The sequence below is a fragment of the Methanosarcina barkeri MS genome, from assembly GCF_000970025.1.
Taxonomy (GTDB): Archaea; Halobacteriota; Methanosarcinia; order Methanosarcinales; family Methanosarcinaceae; genus Methanosarcina; species Methanosarcina barkeri.
Window position 1 is genome coordinate 1,177,075 of record NZ_CP009528.1, and the last position, 17,675, is coordinate 1,194,749.

General features: G+C 42.9%; 20 protein-coding genes. 10 read left to right on the forward strand and 10 right to left on the reverse strand.

The features are described 5' to 3' along the window. Window positions 1-126: 126 nt before the first annotated feature. The 8 genes from MSBRM_RS04825 (at window position 127) to MSBRM_RS04855 (ending at window position 8,101) form a co-directional block, all read left to right on the forward strand. Window positions 127-1,707, forward strand: a complete 1,581-nt coding sequence (locus MSBRM_RS04825; protein ID WP_048119361.1) for an ABC transporter substrate-binding protein — start codon at window positions 127-129, stop codon at window positions 1,705-1,707. A gap of 261 nt (window positions 1,708-1,968) precedes the next feature. Then, window positions 1,969-3,615, forward strand: coding sequence for an ABC transporter substrate-binding protein (locus tag MSBRM_RS04830; protein WP_230669050.1), 1,647 nt, complete (start codon window positions 1,969-1,971; stop codon window positions 3,613-3,615). Window positions 3,616-3,625: 10 nt separating this feature from the next. After that, complete coding sequence (locus tag MSBRM_RS04835; protein WP_048156821.1) at window positions 3,626-4,318, forward strand: class I SAM-dependent methyltransferase; 693 nt, start codon at window positions 3,626-3,628, stop codon at window positions 4,316-4,318. A 10-nt stretch (window positions 4,319-4,328) separates the two neighbouring features. Then, on the forward strand, window positions 4,329-4,484 hold the full coding sequence (locus MSBRM_RS20055; protein WP_155400455.1) for a hypothetical protein: 156 nt from the start codon (window positions 4,329-4,331) through the stop codon (window positions 4,482-4,484). Then, entirely contained in the window at window positions 4,478-5,428 is a 951-nt protein-coding gene (locus MSBRM_RS04840) for an ABC transporter permease (RefSeq protein ID WP_048119359.1), read from the forward strand. Before MSBRM_RS20055 ends, MSBRM_RS04840 begins: the two co-directional genes overlap by 7 nt. Next, window positions 5,412-6,251, forward strand: coding sequence for a nickel transporter permease (nikC, locus tag MSBRM_RS04845; RefSeq protein WP_052712702.1), 840 nt, complete (start codon window positions 5,412-5,414; stop codon window positions 6,249-6,251). The genes MSBRM_RS04840 and nikC overlap by 17 nt, the downstream gene beginning before the upstream one ends. 1 nt (window position 6,252) lies before the next feature. After that, entirely contained in the window at window positions 6,253-7,191 is a 939-nt protein-coding gene (locus tag MSBRM_RS04850; protein ID WP_080941516.1) for an ABC transporter ATP-binding protein, read from the forward strand. Next, window positions 7,184-8,101: an ABC transporter ATP-binding protein gene (locus MSBRM_RS04855; protein ID WP_048119352.1), complete on the forward strand. Its 918-nt coding sequence runs from the start codon at window positions 7,184-7,186 to the stop codon at window positions 8,099-8,101. The genes MSBRM_RS04850 and MSBRM_RS04855 overlap by 8 nt, the downstream gene beginning before the upstream one ends. A 445-nt stretch (window positions 8,102-8,546) precedes the next feature. Here the strand turns inward: MSBRM_RS04855 and MSBRM_RS04860 are convergent, their stop codons facing one another. The 9 genes from MSBRM_RS04860 to MSBRM_RS04895 form a co-directional block, all read right to left on the reverse strand. After that, window positions 8,547-8,945, reverse strand: coding sequence for a carboxymuconolactone decarboxylase family protein (locus MSBRM_RS04860; RefSeq protein ID WP_011308572.1), 399 nt, complete (start codon window positions 8,943-8,945; stop codon window positions 8,547-8,549). 351 nt (window positions 8,946-9,296) lie between these two features. Next, window positions 9,297-10,118, reverse strand: a complete 822-nt coding sequence (locus MSBRM_RS04865; RefSeq protein ID WP_048123116.1) for a TrmB family transcriptional regulator — start codon at window positions 10,116-10,118, stop codon at window positions 9,297-9,299. Between the two features lie 243 nt (window positions 10,119-10,361). Further along, window positions 10,362-10,559, reverse strand: coding sequence for a hypothetical protein (locus MSBRM_RS21860; protein ID WP_329957107.1), 198 nt, complete (start codon window positions 10,557-10,559; stop codon window positions 10,362-10,364). Window positions 10,560-10,811: 252 nt separating this feature from the next. Then, window positions 10,812-11,240 (reverse strand): hypothetical protein, encoded by a 429-nt coding sequence (locus tag MSBRM_RS04875; protein WP_048119350.1) that lies wholly within the window; start codon window positions 11,238-11,240, stop codon window positions 10,812-10,814. A 152-nt stretch (window positions 11,241-11,392) separates the two neighbouring features. Beyond that, window positions 11,393-11,512, reverse strand: a complete 120-nt coding sequence (locus MSBRM_RS22025; protein WP_203225601.1) for a nuclear transport factor 2 family protein — start codon at window positions 11,510-11,512, stop codon at window positions 11,393-11,395. After that, the gene (locus tag MSBRM_RS04880) at window positions 11,485-11,811 is read right to left on the reverse strand and encodes an ester cyclase (RefSeq protein ID WP_048119348.1); all 327 of its coding nucleotides are present in this window, start codon (window positions 11,809-11,811) and stop codon (window positions 11,485-11,487) included. Before MSBRM_RS04880 ends, MSBRM_RS22025 begins: the two co-directional genes overlap by 28 nt. Before the next feature lie 271 nt (window positions 11,812-12,082). Beyond that, a complete protein-coding gene (locus MSBRM_RS04885; RefSeq protein WP_048119345.1) occupies window positions 12,083-12,427 on the reverse strand; it encodes a CGGC domain-containing protein in 345 nt (114 codons plus the stop codon). 52 nt (window positions 12,428-12,479) lie between these two features. Then, the gene (locus MSBRM_RS04890; protein WP_048119342.1) at window positions 12,480-12,818 is read right to left on the reverse strand and encodes a cupin domain-containing protein; all 339 of its coding nucleotides are present in this window, start codon (window positions 12,816-12,818) and stop codon (window positions 12,480-12,482) included. Between the two features lie 495 nt (window positions 12,819-13,313). Then, window positions 13,314-13,973 (reverse strand): nitrite/sulfite reductase domain-containing protein, encoded by a 660-nt coding sequence (locus MSBRM_RS04895; RefSeq protein WP_048119340.1) that lies wholly within the window; start codon window positions 13,971-13,973, stop codon window positions 13,314-13,316. A gap of 258 nt (window positions 13,974-14,231) precedes the next feature. On the opposite strand from MSBRM_RS04895, the gene MSBRM_RS04900 reads away from it, so the two are divergent. Next, complete coding sequence (locus MSBRM_RS04900) at window positions 14,232-14,588, forward strand: winged helix-turn-helix transcriptional regulator (RefSeq protein WP_048119338.1); 357 nt, start codon at window positions 14,232-14,234, stop codon at window positions 14,586-14,588. Between the two features lie 308 nt (window positions 14,589-14,896). Next, window positions 14,897-16,267, forward strand: a complete 1,371-nt coding sequence (locus MSBRM_RS04905) for an acetate--CoA ligase family protein (RefSeq protein WP_048154850.1) — start codon at window positions 14,897-14,899, stop codon at window positions 16,265-16,267. Window positions 16,268-16,388: 121 nt separating this feature from the next. On the opposite strand, the gene MSBRM_RS04910 is transcribed toward MSBRM_RS04905, so the two are convergent. Next, on the reverse strand, window positions 16,389-17,522 hold the full coding sequence (locus tag MSBRM_RS04910; protein WP_230669052.1) for a Glu/Leu/Phe/Val family dehydrogenase: 1,134 nt from the start codon (window positions 17,520-17,522) through the stop codon (window positions 16,389-16,391). Window positions 17,523-17,675 lie beyond the last annotated feature (153 nt).

The window sequence follows — 17,675 nt, forward strand, 5'->3', positions numbered from 1 at the left end:
TAAAAATTTTATCAAATTTTCTGCATAACTATAAAATAAAATCACACAATTTAAATATACATTATATATAACTTAGTTAAAAATAGTGTTAATATCTATTAAATATTTATGCATATTGGTGTGTTAATGGTGAAACTCAACATTTCAAAAATAAAACTCTCCATCCCTGCCATTGCCGTAATTCTGATTGTAGCGCTGCTCTGTGCAGGATGTGTTGATGAGACTAAAGAGGCGTCTAAAGAAAAAGTCCTTCGTGTAGTTTTTAACGAAGGCCCCGATACCGGCGGCAGTCTTGACCCTGCCAATGGCTGGACAGGGTGGTATGTCCATCAGGCAGGCATATATGAAACCCTGTTCTACTATGACGCAGACATGAATCTCATGCCTAAACTCGCAACAGGCTATAAACAGTTAAACAATACAGAATGGGAGATTCAGCTCCGCAAGAATGTAACCTTCCATGACGGGACAAAAATGGATGCGGATGCGGTTCTCTTTTCACTGAACAGAGTACTTGACCCATCAAACAGCAGATCATCAGAGTATTCCTTCATCAAAGATGTACAAAAAACCGGGGATTACACCATTGTTATTGAAACCAATGGCACTTGCGCTCCACTAATTTCATCCCTTGTAGACCCTATCATGTCCATTGTAAGTCCTAAAGCCAGTGATCTTGACAAAGAGCCAGTTGGAACTGGACCCTTCAAGTTTGTGTCCTTCGAACCGAGTACAAGCCTTGAACTCGAAAAGAATCCTGATTACTGGGGTGGGGAAGCAAAAGTTGACCGTGTGCTCATTCAGTATAATAAAGACAGCACAGCCAGGACCATGCTGATAAAATCAGGCGATGTAGACATTGCCAGAGACCCACTACAGAGCGAGTATTCAGCACTTAAGAATAATCCTGATATAAACGTCACTTCCAAAGAAACTCTGCGTACGTACTTCCTTTATGTAAATGGCGGCAAAGCACCATTCAATGACACCAGGGTCCGCCAGGGCCTCTCTTATGCGATCAACCGTCAGGAAATCGTGGATACAGCACTTGAAGGAGTCTCCGGTATCCCGGCAACGGGAGTATTCACAAATACCATGCCCTGGAACGCAAACGACCAGATTAAATCCTACGAATATAACCCTGAAAAAGCTCTGGAACTCTTCGAAGAAGCAGGAATCACAAAAGGGCAGGACGGCAAACTCTACTACAACGGGAAGCCCTTCACCGTTGAAATCCAGACCTACACAAAACGTGCAGCTCTTCAGCCGAGTGCGGAAGTAATTGCCTCAGAACTGGAAAAAATTGGCATCACCTCAAAGGTCACAATTCTGGAAAGTGCTGCACTTAAAGAAAGCGCTCTTGCAGGAACATATGATTTATCACTCAGTGCATGGAACACGGCCCCGATCGGAGATCCCGATTATTTCCTCTCAACCCATTTCCTCTCTACCGGAAGCTATGCATCAGGCTGGCTCCGATATTCAAATCCTCAGGTAGACGAATGGATTCTCGAAGCAAGAAACGAATCTGACACAGAGAAACGGGCCGAACTATATGATAAGGTCCAGGAACAGATTCAGGAAGATGCACCAGTATTGCCAGTCTTCTATGCCAACGAAATTTATGCTCTGTCCTCGAATGTTGAAGGCTTTGTGATGTATCCAAATGAGTACACAATCATCACCAAGGACATAGGATTTGCATAAATTTTCAGGAGGAAGTAAGGAAAAGCTACCGTTTACAGGCAGTAGGTTTGATGTTATTTGTAGAAAGATATGCCCCCGGAGGAGAGATCAGCAAAGGATAAAAGCTTCAAAGCTTCCGCAGCAAAGTTCTGGTGGGTCTCTCCTTTTAAGGCAACAACATGCCGTGAACAATCTCTGAAATAACAGGATGATGTTTGGAAACGGATATTTTCAAGGGTTTTTTCATCCCGGAAAAATCAGTGAAGTGAATAATGGAGATTGATGTTGTTTTATCCGGGCTGGATAGTTACGATATGCTGTATTACCCAGCCGGATAATTACAATTTTTTGACTGGAAGAGGTATTGACGTGGCGTTTAAGGTGAAGTTATCATTTGTCTGTACTGCAGTTTTTTTTATTGCAATCGTCATCTGTTCGGGTTGTGTTCAGACAGAGGGTTCTGAAGAAAAAGTTCTTCGCGTAGCTCTCACGACTGGCCCTGATACAGGAGGAAGCCTTGATCCTTCCATTTCATGGGAAGGCTGGCCTATGCGAAGAACCGGAATCTATGAGACGCTCTTCTCTTACGACGAAAATATGAGTCTACAGCCTGAACTTGCAACAGGCTATAAACAGCTAAATGATACATCATGGGAAATTCAGCTCCGCAAGAATGTAACCTTCCATGACGGAACAAAAATGAATGCTGACGCCGTAATTTATTCCATCAACAGAGTTCTTAACTCATCAAACAGCCGTTCTGCAGAATACTCTTTTATCAAAGGCGTCTACAAAACCGATGACTATACAATCGTTGTGGAAACAAATGAAACATACGCGCCAGCGATTCTCATGTTCACAGACACCATTATGTCCATTGTAAGTCCTACCAGTGATCTCGACAAAGAGCCAGTCGGAACAGGACCATACAAGTTTGTCTCATTTGAGCCTGGTGCCAGTATAGAACTGGTAAAGAATCCTGATTACTGGGGTGGAGAGCCAAAAATTGACAGGATAATTATTCAGTACAGCAAAGATGCCGCTGCAAGAACTCTTCTGCTCAAATCAGGCGATGTTGACATTACAAGAGATGTCCTGCAAAGCGAGTACACAACTCTTGAAGCTGATCCTGATATTAATATCGTATCCCGAGAAACGCTTAGAACCTATTTCATGTACATTAACGAAGGAAAAGCACCATTCGATGATGTAAGGGTTCGCCAGGCACTCAATTATGTAATTAACCGCCAGGAGATTGTCGATACAGCCCTCGAAGGCGTTGCCGGCTCTCCAGCAATCGGAATATTCCCTGACATCATGCCATGGAGTGCGAACGACAAGATTGAAGCCTACGATTATAACCCTGAAAAAGCTTTGAAACTCTTTGCTGAGGCAGGAATCACGCAGGGAAGTGATGGTAGACTCTATTACAACGGTAAGCCGTTCGCAATTGAAATTCAGACCTATACAAAACAGGCAGCACACCAGCCAATGGCAGAAGTAATTGCCGCCCAGTTTGAAAAAATCGGCATTACCACTACAATAAAAATTGCCGAAACAAGTTCAATTAGCGCTGACGCGGTAGCCGGAAATTATGACCTTGCACTCTATTCCTGGGGTGTCGCACCTGTAGGAGACCCTGACTATTTCGTTTCTAGCCACTTCCTTTCAAACGGAACCTATGCATCAACATGGTTACGCTATTCTAATCCTCAGGTTGATAAGTGGATTCTTGAAGCAAGGGCTGAGACAGACAAAGAAAAACGTGCAGAACTCTACGAAATGATTCAGGAACAGGTCCAGAATGATGCGGTATTGGTCTGTATCGCATACAAGAACGAAATTGACGGGCTCTCCCCCAATCTCAAAGGTTTTGAAATTTATCCAAATGAATACACGTTCATTACAAAGGAAATGGAACTTGCCTGAGGGATTAAAAATGAAAGACAAAATTACAGCACACTGGAATAAGATCAGTCCAAATTACCGGAAAATGTATCGTGACCACCTTGACGAAGAGATTCTCCTGATGCAAAACCTCTTTTTAGATAAGCTGCCAGCTGGTAAAAAACTCAATGTCCTTGATATCGGAACAGGGCCTGGCATCCAGGCATTTGTTTTTGCTGACATGGGACACAATGTCACTGCTCTTGATATCTCGGAAGAGATGCTTGCACGTGCAAGAGAAGGGGCAAAGAACCGTAATTTGTCAATTAAGTTTGTTGAAGGTGATGGAGAAAACCTGCCTTTTGAAAACAATACGTTTGACATTATCGTAAACATGCACCTTCTCTGGACGCTCACAGACCATGACAAATTCTTTAGTGAATGCTGCCGCGTTCTGGTACCAGAGGGCAGGATTCTTGCAATTGACGGTCAATGGTTCCAGCCAGGATACGTTTCAAACAGGAATTACAATCCGGAAGAACGAAATCACGATGAATTAATTGAGTATCTTCCGCTTTATGACAGCAACTCACCTGAAATGATTACAGCTATCATGGAAAATAACGGGTTTTCGGAGGTCTCCTGGAAATATCTTCCTGAGTATGCAGAGTATATGAAAAGATGTGATCCGGAAGGTTATGACTATTTATCTGTTCCATATCTCGCTACTGGAATAAAATGTTGAGGAATTTAAAATGGAATACAAAATTGCAGATGATAGATATTGTTCATTTTTGCTGAAATGTGATCCAAAAGAATATGCAGCATCATACTCGGCATCATACCTGGAACTTCTGGATCTCATCTCTGCAAGAAAGAGTGGAAGTTTTCCAGAGGCACTGAAATGCTAAATGAGTATTTCATCCGCCGGGCTCTGTATCTCATCCCGGTCCTCATATTTACCTCATTCATGAGTTTTTCACTCATCTACATCGCGCCGGGAGACCCAGCAGAGATTATGATGACGAGTCCCTCTGGTGGATATGATGAAGCAGCTGTTGAAGCTTTCCGTGTAGCCCACGGGCTTGACCAGCCGTTTTACATCCAGTATCTGAACTGGCTCAAAGGCGCAGCTGTCGGAGATTTTGGCTACTCGTACATGAGTGAACAGCCGGTATTTGATACTGTTCTGACCGCATTCAAAAATACGCTGAAACTTTCCGTTCTCGCGCTTGCAATTGCTCTTGTTATCGCTGTCCCTCTCGGCGTAGTCTCAGCTCTGAAACATAACACCATTGTTGACGACGCCTGTCGCTTTGGTGCTCTTCTCGGAGTGTCCATACCGAACTTTTGGCAGGCCTATCTGATGATAATTCTCTTCTCGGTAATCATCCACTGGCTCCCAGCATCCGGATTCGGACACGGGACAGACATCAGCTACATGATTCTGCCGGCGGCTGTTCTTGGGACAGGGTCAGCGGCTGTAATGATGCGGATGATCCGTTCAAGCATGCTGGATGTCATGGGAAAAGAGTATATTCAGACCGCACGCGGAAAAGGGCTTTCTGAAAAAATCGTTGTTATCAGACACGCATTGAAAAATGCACTTGTTCCGGTTATTACCGTGGTTGGTCTGTCGATTGGTTTTCTCTTAAACGGCTCGGTTGTTGTTGAGACAATTTTCGGATGGTCAGGTATTGGAAATCTTGTGGTGAATTCAATTCTTTCCCACGATTATATGATGGTACAGGGTTCGGTGCTCTTTGTTGCAGTTATTTTCCTTCTGACCAATTTCTTTGTAGATCTTGTCTATGTTTGGGCAAACCCGGAGATACGTTATGATAAAACTTCTTAAAAATCGGCAGATCATTATCTCCCTGATGATTCTTGGTGGGCTTATTTTCATGGCCATGTTTGCCGGTGTTTTAGCTCCTTATGATTACATGGAAAAGGATCTGCAAAACCGTCTTCAGCCTCCGTCTTCTGACCACCTGTTCGGAACCGATAACCTTGGCCGCGATATCCTGACAATGGTGATGTACGGTGCACGGACATCCCTTTTCGTCGGGTTTGTGGTTGTCAGCGTTTCGCTTGCAATAGGAATGACATTTGGCGTTCTGTCAGGGTATTACGGCGGGTGGCTGGATGAGATTATCATGAGGCTGACGGATAGTTTCCTTGCTTTTCCGTCGATGTTTCTGGCACTTGCAATTACTGCGTTTCTGGGACAGGGGATGGAAAACATGATGCTTGCTTTAATTGTTGTCGAATGGACTGTGTTTGCAAGAGTTGCACGCGGTTCAACACTTGATGTAAAGACAAAAGGCTACGTTCAAGCATCCAGGTGGGTTGGTGCTTCAAACACTTATGTGATGATAAAGCATGTTCTTCCAAACATTATCTCTCCGGTTTTGATTATGGCATCGCTTGGAATCGGGAATGTAATTTTGGCAGCGGCCGGTTTAAGTTTCCTTGGGCTTGGGGTGCAGCCGTCAACACCGGAATGGGGTGCAATGCTGAATGCAGGCCGTACATATTTCACAACTGCTCCCTGGCTGATGCTTTTCCCGGGGCTTTTTATAATGATAACTGTTCTTGCATTCAACTACTTCGGCGATGGGTTGCGGGATGTACTTGACCAGAAAATGAAAAATATTGAACTTGAAGGGAGGTTCTGATATGCCTGATTTATTGCTGAAAGTATCCGGCGTTTCTGTAGCAATCCCAACCGGGCAGGGAGCAGTTCATGCGGTTGATGATGCGACGTTTTCGATTAACAAACACGAGATATTTTCACTGATTGGGGAGTCAGGTAGCGGTAAATCAATTCTTGGCCAGGCAATAATGCGGCTGCTTCCTCCAAATGCGGTGTTTTCCGGGAAAGTGGAACTTGACGGTACGGAAATCTCAGCACTTTCCGATAAGGAAATGCAGAAAGTCCGCGGCAAAATAGTTGCATCAATTGCCCAGAACCCATATCTTGCAATGAACCCCGGAATGAGGGTTGGCACTCAGATTGCAGAGCCGATGCAGGCACATCTTGGAATGAGCAAAGAGGATGCAAAGGCCAGGACATTTCGGGCTCTGAAGTATTTTGACATCATCCCTCCTGAAGTGAGGGGAAAGGAGTACCCGTTTCAGTACAGTGGTGGAATGTTGCAGAGGGCAATGGTTGCAATGGGAACGGCTGCAGATCCTGAACTTATTATTGCTGATGAACCAACAAAAGGCATTGATGTGCTTAAGAAGCGCAATATTGCAGCAATATTTCAGAAAGTTGCCTCGGACGGCTGTGCGTTTCTTTTAATTACGCATGATGTAGGTTTTGCCCGGGCGATGTCAGACAGAATCGCGGTAAATTACTGCGGGCAGATTATAGAGATTGCAGGAAAGGATGCGTTTTTCAAAGACCCTCTGCACCCGTATTCAAAAGCGCTTCTGGACGCAGTGCCTGAGCGCGGTATGCACCCGATCCCAGGCTCGTCGCCTTCGATGATTGAAGTGCCTGAAGGCTGCAGATTTCATTCTCGATGCCCGCATAAAACGGACAGGTGCCTGAAGAATCCGCCGATTGTGGATATTAACGGAAGATGTGTGAGGTGCTGGCTGTATGCTTAAGGCAGAGAACCTGCATTACGTTTACACATCAGGACTGATCAAAACCGTCAAAAAAACAGCCGTTTGCGGCGTTGATCTTGAGGTTTGTTCGGGCGAGACGGTGGCTATTGTCGGGGAGTCGGGATGTGGAAAGTCAACACTTGCAAAGATGCTTGTCCAACAACTTGAGCCGCTTTCAGGGAAAGTGTTTTTCAACGGGACGAAGCTTACTGGAATGAGCTGGAAGAATCTCCGGAAGTTTATGGGAAAAATCCAGCTGATTCCCCAGAACCCAGATGATGTGGTTGATCCGAGATGGACAGTTGAACGGTCGGTTGCCGAGCCATTAATGATTTGTGGAGTTTTTTCCCAAGAAGAAATTTTGGTAAATGTAGATGCTCTGTTTGCAGAGGTAGGGCTTTCTGCGGAGCACAAGATACGATACCCGCATGAGCTGTCAGGAGGGGAACTGCAAAGGGTAGTAATTGCCAGGGCGCTTGCTCTGAAGCCTGAGTTGCTGGTCTGTGACGAAGCGACCTCGATGCTTGATGTGTCGGTGCAGGCGTTTATTGTGACGATGCTCAAAGAGATTCAGAAAAGACGCGGTCTCAGTTTGGTGTTTATTACGCACGACTTGGAGGCAGCGAAGGCTGTTTCGGACCGAGTACTGGTGATGTATGCAGGTGAGATTGTGGAGGAGGGGAAGGATGTGTTTGACCGGCCTCTGCATCCTTATACGCGTGCTCTTCTGAATGCAGCACAGTATATGTCGCTTGAAGTTGTGGTGCCGGAAGAGTTTGGAGAGCTGCCTGATGGTTTTTCAGGCTGTTCCTACTACAGATTGTGCAGGGAGAAAACGGACGCGTGTAAAAAGCCGCAGAAACTACAGGATGTTTCGGGGAGATTGGTGAGGTGCTGGAAATCAAAGTGATGCAATCCAAACAATTAATCTGGAAAATATGGAAACTCTGCGTAACTGCAGTAGCTGGAGATACTTGACAAAATCCTGCCTGAAGGATGAAAAATTTTGCATTTGACTTCTTCCATCATTCGACTGCCTTCATCATTTGACTTCTTCCATCATTCGCTTGCTTCCATTGCTCGGACAGAAAATTATCAGGGTGGAAGAAGGAAAATTCCAAAATACAAGACTAAAAAACCGAGGAATTAAGAATGGATTCTTCGCAAGAGCGTCTTAAACTAAATGAATTTGAAAAAATTTAATACAAAAAATTTAAATATGTTGCTAGAGAATTCTACAGTTTTTCTGTCTTATAAATACCATAATTAAGTCTGAACTGTTAGATCCAGGCTTACAGGCATCTAGAAAGTCTTTATAGAATTAAAAATATAAATTCTATAAAATTAAAGACATCTTATTTTAGCAGTTTTAAAGCATCCCTGCAAGCTGCTACGGCAGGTGCCCCTGAGGTTATGAATATAACATCCATAACTTCCATTATTTCTTCTTTGGTAGCTCCATTCTTGAGTGCACTCTGCATCTGCACAACCGTACACCTTTCACACTGCTTGGATGCAACAACAGCAAGGGCGATAAGGATTTTCACCTTTGCAGGTAGAGCGCCATCTGACAGTAATTTTTTGTCGCATCTGCTATATTTTTTAAGGGATTCACTGTCAAGTTCTCCAAGGATCTCAAGAATGTGCGGGGTAAAACCCAGCTTCTCGCTCATACTTTTCAGTAACTCTTCGTGTTCAAACTCTCCGTGCTCTTCGTGATGTCTTTCATGACTTCCTTCCCCATGTTCTCCCATGGCTGTTAACCCCCACTATAATTCAACTGATTATTTGTATATTCGTATAATATTATCTGTATATATGTTATTTATCTATTCCTGAGAATTCGTAGTCTCTAACTTAAGCACTTACTTTATAACCATGGAAGACACGGAAAGTATGGAAGAATTGTGCCTCAATTTCCTTTGTCATTTCCTTTACCAATTTCCTTTGTCATTTCCTTTACCAATTTCCTTTGTCATTTCCTTTACCAATTTCCTTTGTCATTTCCTTTACCAATTTCCTTTATTCTGTGTTTTCCGCGATTTCCGTGGTTGATTTTTCACTTCAGATCGGTGAAGATATTTTGGTCCTTGACGACGGAAAACTTACCTTTCAGCAGCTTTTTCAAGATCAAACTCTTCTCCCTCATTCCAGAGGAGTTCGAATTCCTTACCCAGATTTTTTGCAAGCCCCGCATCCCAGATTTTCACAACCGAAAGGACGCGGTCATTGTCCAGGGGATGGAGCTGAAATAGCACCACAATACTGTCATCAACAATACCGAAACAGGAATTAAAGTTCTGAACAAGCCTTATTTCTATGCCTTTTTTGAATTTACCGAAACTATCTTCTCCCAGCAGTGAAAGCATAGAAGAAAGAGCTGTAAAACGATGAGATCCCAGCAGCTTGATTTTAACCCCGCGGTCAATAGCTTTTGATATCTCAGGCAGCAGGCTAGAAATGATAGGCATTCCAAAGGCAGGAGGAATTATATCTATAGACTTTTTTACTTCTCCATAGATGGAAACGGCAAACTTCCTGATTTCGGACTCGGTTATAGCAGTCGTCCAGAAAACCTCGTCTTTTCGTTTCTGAACCGGCATAGTTTTCAGAACTTGTTTTGCTTCTTGAACAAAGCCCTTTAAGACCTTTATTTCTTTTTCAAACTCGGATTTTCGCTTTTCAAAAAAGAGATCTAATGCTATTTCAGGATCAACTGCCCTGAACTTTTTAGGTCTTGAAGTCTGGACTTCTACAAAACCTTTTCCTGCCAGCGATTCAAGAACGGTATATATCTTTCCATAGGGTACATCAGCGTCCCTGCCGATGTGATTTGCTCCGGAGATCCCGAGTTTCAAGAGAGAAAGATATGTAGCTGCTTCATAAGCACTCAGCCCTATGTCTTGAAGAAGCCTTTTCTTTTGCATACAGAATTCAATTCCTGATATCTTAAAAGTTTTTTGAAAAATAACTTCCAAATCCGGAAAATGAATCCTGTACCCGATAGCAGATGCCTGCCTCTCACAGGCTAACCAGAAATATTTGCTGGAGTCCTTTGAAGCTGCAGAAACTGAAATAATAGGTCCAGAAAAACATGAGGAGTTCCATAGAAGGGGGCTTGATTCTAAAATTGAACTGGATTAATTGAACTGGATTAGCCTTGAATCAGTTTAGGAAAGCAGCGGTACATACTCATACTGCATGTTGTGCTTGAGTGGGAGGAGATAGCTGGTGTCTTCGCCTGCCCCGCAGGTGAAGCAGTGGATGAAGATACCTTTTTTCCTGGGTTGAGTTTCTGCTCTTTCCCGGTTCAATTCGACGGTATGTCTTTCTTCGACTGAGATTGCGCCTTCGGGACAAGATGCCAAGACAGAATCCCCATACCGTCACAGAGTTTTCCTCGGATACGACCTTTGCTTTTCAGTTAATGATTTTAATAGCACCTTCGGCACAGAATGCAACATATTTTCCGTGGCCTGTGCATTTCTTTTCGTCAATTTTTACTATCATTCGTTTTACCATTTAACCAACTCCCCTCAATATATTCAAACTAAAAATATATTTTAATTGCCCAACGCAGTGAAATTTCAGAATAAGATGGCGTTGAGCAAGAGTTACATTCAAAGGTCCGGCAAATATCCTTCTCTGTACAGTATTTTCTTATAGTCGCCTATTAATTTGCACAGTTTGCGAGTATAATTTATAAAGTCCGTGCCTGTATCTCCTTTGAACAACAGCTTTTCAGCTTTTTCCAGAAAATCAGGATAAACAAGTACCAGCTCTTCTTTTGTGTGCAGGAACAGAGCTGAAAAATCCCTGTGGATGCTCATGCTTCTCTGGAGCAGTTCCATATCCAGGGTCTTTTCAGATATATAGTCTTTGAACTTCGTGTAAGCATAAAAGTTTGCAATATTATGGTTTAAGGAATTTAATATCGAATACAGAATATTGTCCGTGTTTGGAAGGGGAATGTCACGAAGCTCAAGGTCCGCACCTTCGTAATTTTCATCTTCTTCAATATTCCTGTCTCGAGTTATATCATGGCTCATTTTATTACCCTAGTTTATTCATAAGTTATATTTTCATCATAGAATTTTAATACAATTTTTATCATAGAATTTTAAATGCAAGAAACATAAAAACGATACCGTGCACCTGATAAAGTTTAACTCTCGTTTCCAGGTGCGGAAACAATCCCTAGCTATTGCGTCAGACCAAGAAGATTAGCTTCACTCCACAACTCATGAGTCTTACCGTCCTTAATACGGAAAATCTCTATTCCATTCATGGTTATCAGCTTGTCTGTAGCCGGGAATCCCATGAAACTACCTCTGGTACACTGCGATCTGTAAAACGCGCAGTAACGGCATTATCCTTTGCAATCATATCCTCAACTGTAACATTTAGGTGTTCTAAGGCTGCCCTACATGCAGTGATTAGTTCATTTATTCCCTCGACTCCCGTAGAAGAAAGAAAAGGAATATGTATAGCAAAGTCAGGTGATAGTAACTCGTCAGCAGCACTTATATTTCCTTTAGAAGGGCCTTTTTCAAAAAATCGGCGAACTATTGCCTTGTTTTCTTCTGTAAACATATTTCCCTCTAGACCGATTTCCCTCATTTGCGCGTTTATCTGCTCGACTTTTGACGTACTTCTTGCCTATAAATCTTTTTATCAAAAGTTGTCTTTGGTGGTGATTTGTCTTCACTAGTGATTTGTCTTCAATAGTAACTTATCTTCAATAGTAAGTTATTTTCAATAGTGAACTATCTTCAATAGTGAACTATCTTCAATAGTAACTTATCTTTTATAGTGAATTGTCTTCAATAGTGAATTGTCTTCAATAGTAAGTTATTTTCAATAGTTAACTATCTTCAATAGTAACTTATCTTCAGTGATGAGTACCTTCCACAATCTTTATTCCTGCATCCTGAATCGTCTTTTTTATATTATCAAGGTTAGGGCACTTAGAATAAGTGTCTTCCATAAGCATACAGGAGCTGAGGTGTACAGCATCAAGGCCATACTTTTTGAGGGTATTTACCAGACGGTACACTCTTCTGCCCGAACAGCCTCCACACGTGAAAAAGGCTATCATCTGAGTGTTTTCATTGTAGGCCTCAAAGTGTGACTTTCTTTCGTTGAAAGCTTTAAAGCAGCCTACTCCCGGACAGGTTTCCGAGACAATTTCACAGCGCACAACCGCTATTTTTGTAGGTTTTGCGTTTTCTTCCATTTATGCCTCGCTTTGAACCATTTCGACAGCCGTTCTTACATTTGCTTTACATTTAGAGCATACGTGTAGCTTCGGTTTGTCTTGGTGCCTTTACGACCAGTACCCTGAAAATCCCATCTCCCGGATTCAGAAGACGATGGGGAATTCTTGCAGGGCTCTCAATCAGCATATCCCGGCTAACTTCCTGTTGTTCATCGCCAATTTCAACAATACCTTTTCCTTCAAGAATGTAGAAAAAGACATCTGTGGGAGTCATATGCTTTTTTAAAGCTTCCCCTGGCTTAAGCTCTATATGTACCGCCTGGGCGTGTTCGGTATTGTAGAGCATCCGGACACTCACATTGTGAGGGTTCGGTTTTTCAGGTGAGGATTTCATCTCGGTAACTTTCATTAATTCTCCCCTTTTGACCATATTTTTTTATTTTTCGGCATTATGCTTTGACCTAGCATTATGCCTTAACACCGTGCCTTAGTATTATACCGACCAGGTTTATGAGAATCGTTCGGATGTTTTTGATTACGCTTTATATTATATATGTTACTCTGAATCCGTTTATCATGTATGTCATTCTGATATCCGTCTATAGTATATATTATTCTAAATCCGTCTATCATGTATGCCATTCTGATATCCATCTATAGTATATGTTATTATAGTATATGTTATTATGATATCCGTCCCATATATGCCTGGTCGGTATAAGTTTTCCCACTACTTTGAAAAGTGTTATGAATTTCAATCCCTGAAACTCTGGATTTGTCTTGGTTTAAGATTTGGTTAAGAGTTTACAGGGGAAACATTTTGAATGGGAACAGATCCGAAAGCACTCAATGCTGAATAAAGCAATTTAAGAGCTGTAAATGACACATGCAAACTTATCTGGTTTTACAGGCCTACCTGGGATTTAAAACTCTCAAGTCCCATGCCTTCAATGAACTTTCCAAGCCTCTTTTTCGTGCCAGAGCTTTTATAGAAAGTAACAATTCTATCGATTGTGTCAAGAACTTCCTCTTCTGACAGGTTTTTTGCAACAACCTCGGCAAGTCTTGGACTTGCAGCTGCAGCACCTCCTACCATCAGGGTATATCCTTTAGCAGTACCCATTACCCCTATGTCCTTAATTGCAGGCTCAGAGCAAGAGTTCGGACAACCGGAAACTGCCATCTTGAACTTGGAAGGCATCGACATTCCGTGGTATTTTTCATCCAGTTTAAGACCTAGACCTACAGCATCCTGTTTTCCTTGCTTGCAGAAAGTAGTCCCGGGACAGAACTTTACACTTCTTACGCAAAGCCCTACAGCTGCGCCGGGTTTCATGTCCAGATCAGCCCATGCATTATCAAGGTCTTCCTCCTTTAGACCCACGATTGCAATCCTCTGGGCAGAAGTCATCTTAAGGGCAGCAGCTCCATATTTTTCTGCAACGTCGGCTATCTTCCTGAGGGTGTTAGGGTCCGCAATTCCTCCTGGGATATGAGGGGCGATTGCATAGGTTTCACGGTCTCTCTGAACGATTGCACCTTTTTCCGGTAAGTTGTCTTTCATGGTTATCACACTCTCCATACTTTGCAAATTTCCGATCGGGTTAATTTTCCGGCAGTTCTGACAATATAGCCCGCATCCCACTCTCGAGTTCCGTCTCTTGAGTATAGATCCACTTTTATGTTTTGCCAGATACAGGAAAACTTTTACAGGAAATTAATACAATTTTGTTTTATAAAATATGTTATATACTAATATTCTTTTAATACTAGTATATTAGAGATATTAATTTATATATTTGACAGTTTCTATGTTTATACTATGAAAGACTGCACAGTCTACAAGACCATGAATATCATAGGGAAAAGATGGACAATTCATATCCTTCTGGAGCTGTACAAGGGGGAAAAAAGGGAAAAGCGCTTTAATGAGCTCAAAAGGAAACTCGGCTACATAACACCCAAAATTCTCTCTGAAAGACTGACAGAGCTGGAAACTGAAGGCATGATTGAAAAGAAGGTTGATCATTCCACAAATCCTCCTAAATCTGAGTATTACCTGACCGAAAGCGGAATGGATTTCGTGAAAATAATACAGGAAATTAAACGCTGGGGGCTGAAGTGGAAATTCCAGAATGAAGAATGCGAAAAGGCTATTTGCATGTACTGTGAGCACTAAACCGTAACTAAGTAACGAGAATCCTAAAACGTAAATATGCGAGAAAAAACAAGGGCATTGACAAAGGCAGTGGGACCTCCACTCGTCCAGTTTATCTATGCTTGTAGCAGTTAAATGTCCTCTAAATGTCCTTTAAATGTCCTTTAAAGGTTTTGTAATGAGCTTCTCTTTATCCAATCAAATTTTTCCAGATTTTGCTTCTTTTCTGTTTTATAAAATCGGAGTTTGTTATGTGTAAATATTTAAGCTCTAAAATATAATCTGAATATAATCTGAATATAATCTGAATATAATTCGGAAGGCCATTAATGACCACTGAAGAACAAATTGACTTTTTCTTCAAGCCTGAAAGCATAGCTCTGATAGGGGCCTCACCAAACCCTGAAAAACTTTCCTGCACAATCCTGGAAAACCTCCTGAAAATGGGGTTTCAGGGAAATATATATCCCATAAATCCGGGTTACCAGGAAATCAGGGGGCTTAAATGTTATCCGGCTTCGAACGAGATAAAGGACAAAATAGACATTGCAATTTTTGCAGTTCCAGCTTCTACTGTCCTTGAAATCCTCAATGGCCCTGTGGAAAATATAAAAGGAGCAATAATTGTCAGTTCAGGTTTTAGGGAAATTGGACCTGAAGAAAAGGAAATGGAAGTCCGCCTGAAAGAGATTTTAAAAACTAAAAAGATCCGGGCTATGGGGCCGAATTGCCTTGGGATCTACGATACAGCTTCAAAAGTGGATACATTTTTTATAAGCAGCGATAAGGTCGAAAGACCTTCAAAAGGTGGGGTTTCGGTACTTACTCAGAGTGGCTCTTTTGCCGCTATGATTATGGACGAAATGGCAAACGAGGGAGCAGGGGTTGCACGGGTAGTAAGTTATGGAAATAAAGTGGATGTGGACGAAAGTGACTGCCTTGAATTCCTGGCAGGAGACGAAGCAACAAAAGCCGTTGCTCTTTATATTGAGGATGTTGAAAACGGACGCAGGTTCCTTGCTGCTGCTTCCAGATGTGTGCAAAAGAAGCCGGTAGTGGCTCTCAAAGTCGGAAAACGGGAGCCAGGCGCAAAAGCCGCGAGTTCTCATACAGGGGCTGTCAGCGGGAGATATGAGGCTTATGAAGCCGCTTTCAGAAAAGCAGGTATAATAGAAGTTGAGAGCTATGAAGCATTAAAAGACGCCTGCAAAGTCCTGAACAGGTATCCGCTGGTAAAAGGGAAAAGGGTCCTCATAATAACTGACGGAGGAGGGATTGGAATTTCCATCGCTGATGCCTGTGAAGAGGCTGGGCTCAGGGTTCCTGATATTTCCATAGAAGCTGTTAGCAAACTGAGGAAGAAACTCCCTACTTTTGCTTCCGTAAGAAATCCTGTTGATCTGACAGGCAGCGTAAAGGACGAACACTACGTTGATGCTCTACAGGAAGCTTTTGGTGAAGAATATGACCTTGCAATAGTGAGCCTGCTATGGGGTCCGCCTCTTCTTTCCAAAGGGGTCGCGGAAAAAATCAGAGCTTTTGCCAGTAATTGTGCAAAACCAGTCCTAATATGTTCACCGGGTGGAAGATTCAGCAGGGAAATGGCTTCGGCTTTTATAGCTATTGGAATGCCGGTCTTTTTTACCCCGGAGAGCGCGGTCAGGGCGGCAGTGGTACTGTGCGGAGGGAAAATAAACTGAAAATTGATCTGAGGTTCAGAAATCCTGAATAACCTGGAGTTCAGAAACCCTAACTAACTAACTTAAAAAGTAAGGAGTGATAAATTGGAATCTCACATAAAGCTTACACAAATCCGGCAGGTTACACAAAGCCCGGCGCCGAAGAAAAGATCGACCAGCGCCTGTACGCCATAGCTTGCTTAACTCGTTTTACGGCAAGCTGGACTGCAGCTTCCCTTGGGAGGATTCCTTTCTTTTTTGCAGTTTCCAGTATCTGAGCCGTGTTTTTTCTAACTTTTTCTTCAATTGACCCGAAAGCTGCGTACTGTGTGGCTCCCTGATACTCTGCAGCAGCACAGATCACGCCGCCTGCGTTTGCGATAAAATCCGGGATGTAGAGAATACCTGCCTCGTAGAGGATTTTTTCAGCTTTTCCTGTGATCGGAATGTTTGCTCCCTCAATAATCAGTTTAGCGTCCAAAAGATGAACATTATTCTCGTTGATCACGTCCGGACGGGCTGCTGGAATCCAGATATCGCAGGGAATGGCAATAACGGCATTACTGTCAAGCTTTTTTCCTCCAGGGTATTCAATCACACTTTTTCCTTCTTTCTTAAGCATGATCAGGGTATCCACATCAAGACCATAGGGATCATAAACCGTACCTCTGGAGTCAGCGGCTCCTACGATAATCGCTCCTCTCTGTGTAAGGAAGCGAGCAGCATGTCTCCCAACTGCTCCGAAGCCCTGAACAACCACGCGGGCATCCTTCAGCTCGAAGTCACAGTACTGCAATGCCACTTCGGTAGCCTGCGCAAGCCCCCAACCTGTGGCTCCTACTTCATCCAGAGGAATTCCTCCAACCTCGCAGGGAAGGCCTACCACCCTTCCGATCTCATCTTTTATGCAGGCCATGCAGATTTCGTCTGTTCCCATGTCAGGGGCGAAGATATATTCTTCCTCATACCTGAGGGCACTGGCAAGTGCTCTAAGCATCTGGCTTTTCTTTTCCTGCGGCATTCGCGGATCCCCGTAGATGACAACCTTACCGCCCCCATGAGGAAGATCTGCAGCCGCATTCTTAAGGGTCATGGTTCTTGCCAGCCTGAAACATTCTTCAGTACTTATATCCGGGGCCATCCTGACCCCTCCAATAGCAGGCCCTCGTGCTATATTGTCCACGACAAGAACCGCTTTCAGGTCAGCAGACGGTTCGTAAACATGGATGATCTTAAATGGCCCAAGTTCATCCGCAAATCTGAACATGTTCTCCATTAATTTTATCTCCCTCTTTTCCCCTCTTTTACCAATACCCTTAATTTCATTTATATCTAATTTTTTTATAAACCCTGCTAGTTTTGAGTCGGTAAGCTATTAAGACATTGAATATTTTTTCCAGATTTTTTCCTTCCAGGTTTTTATTTTTCA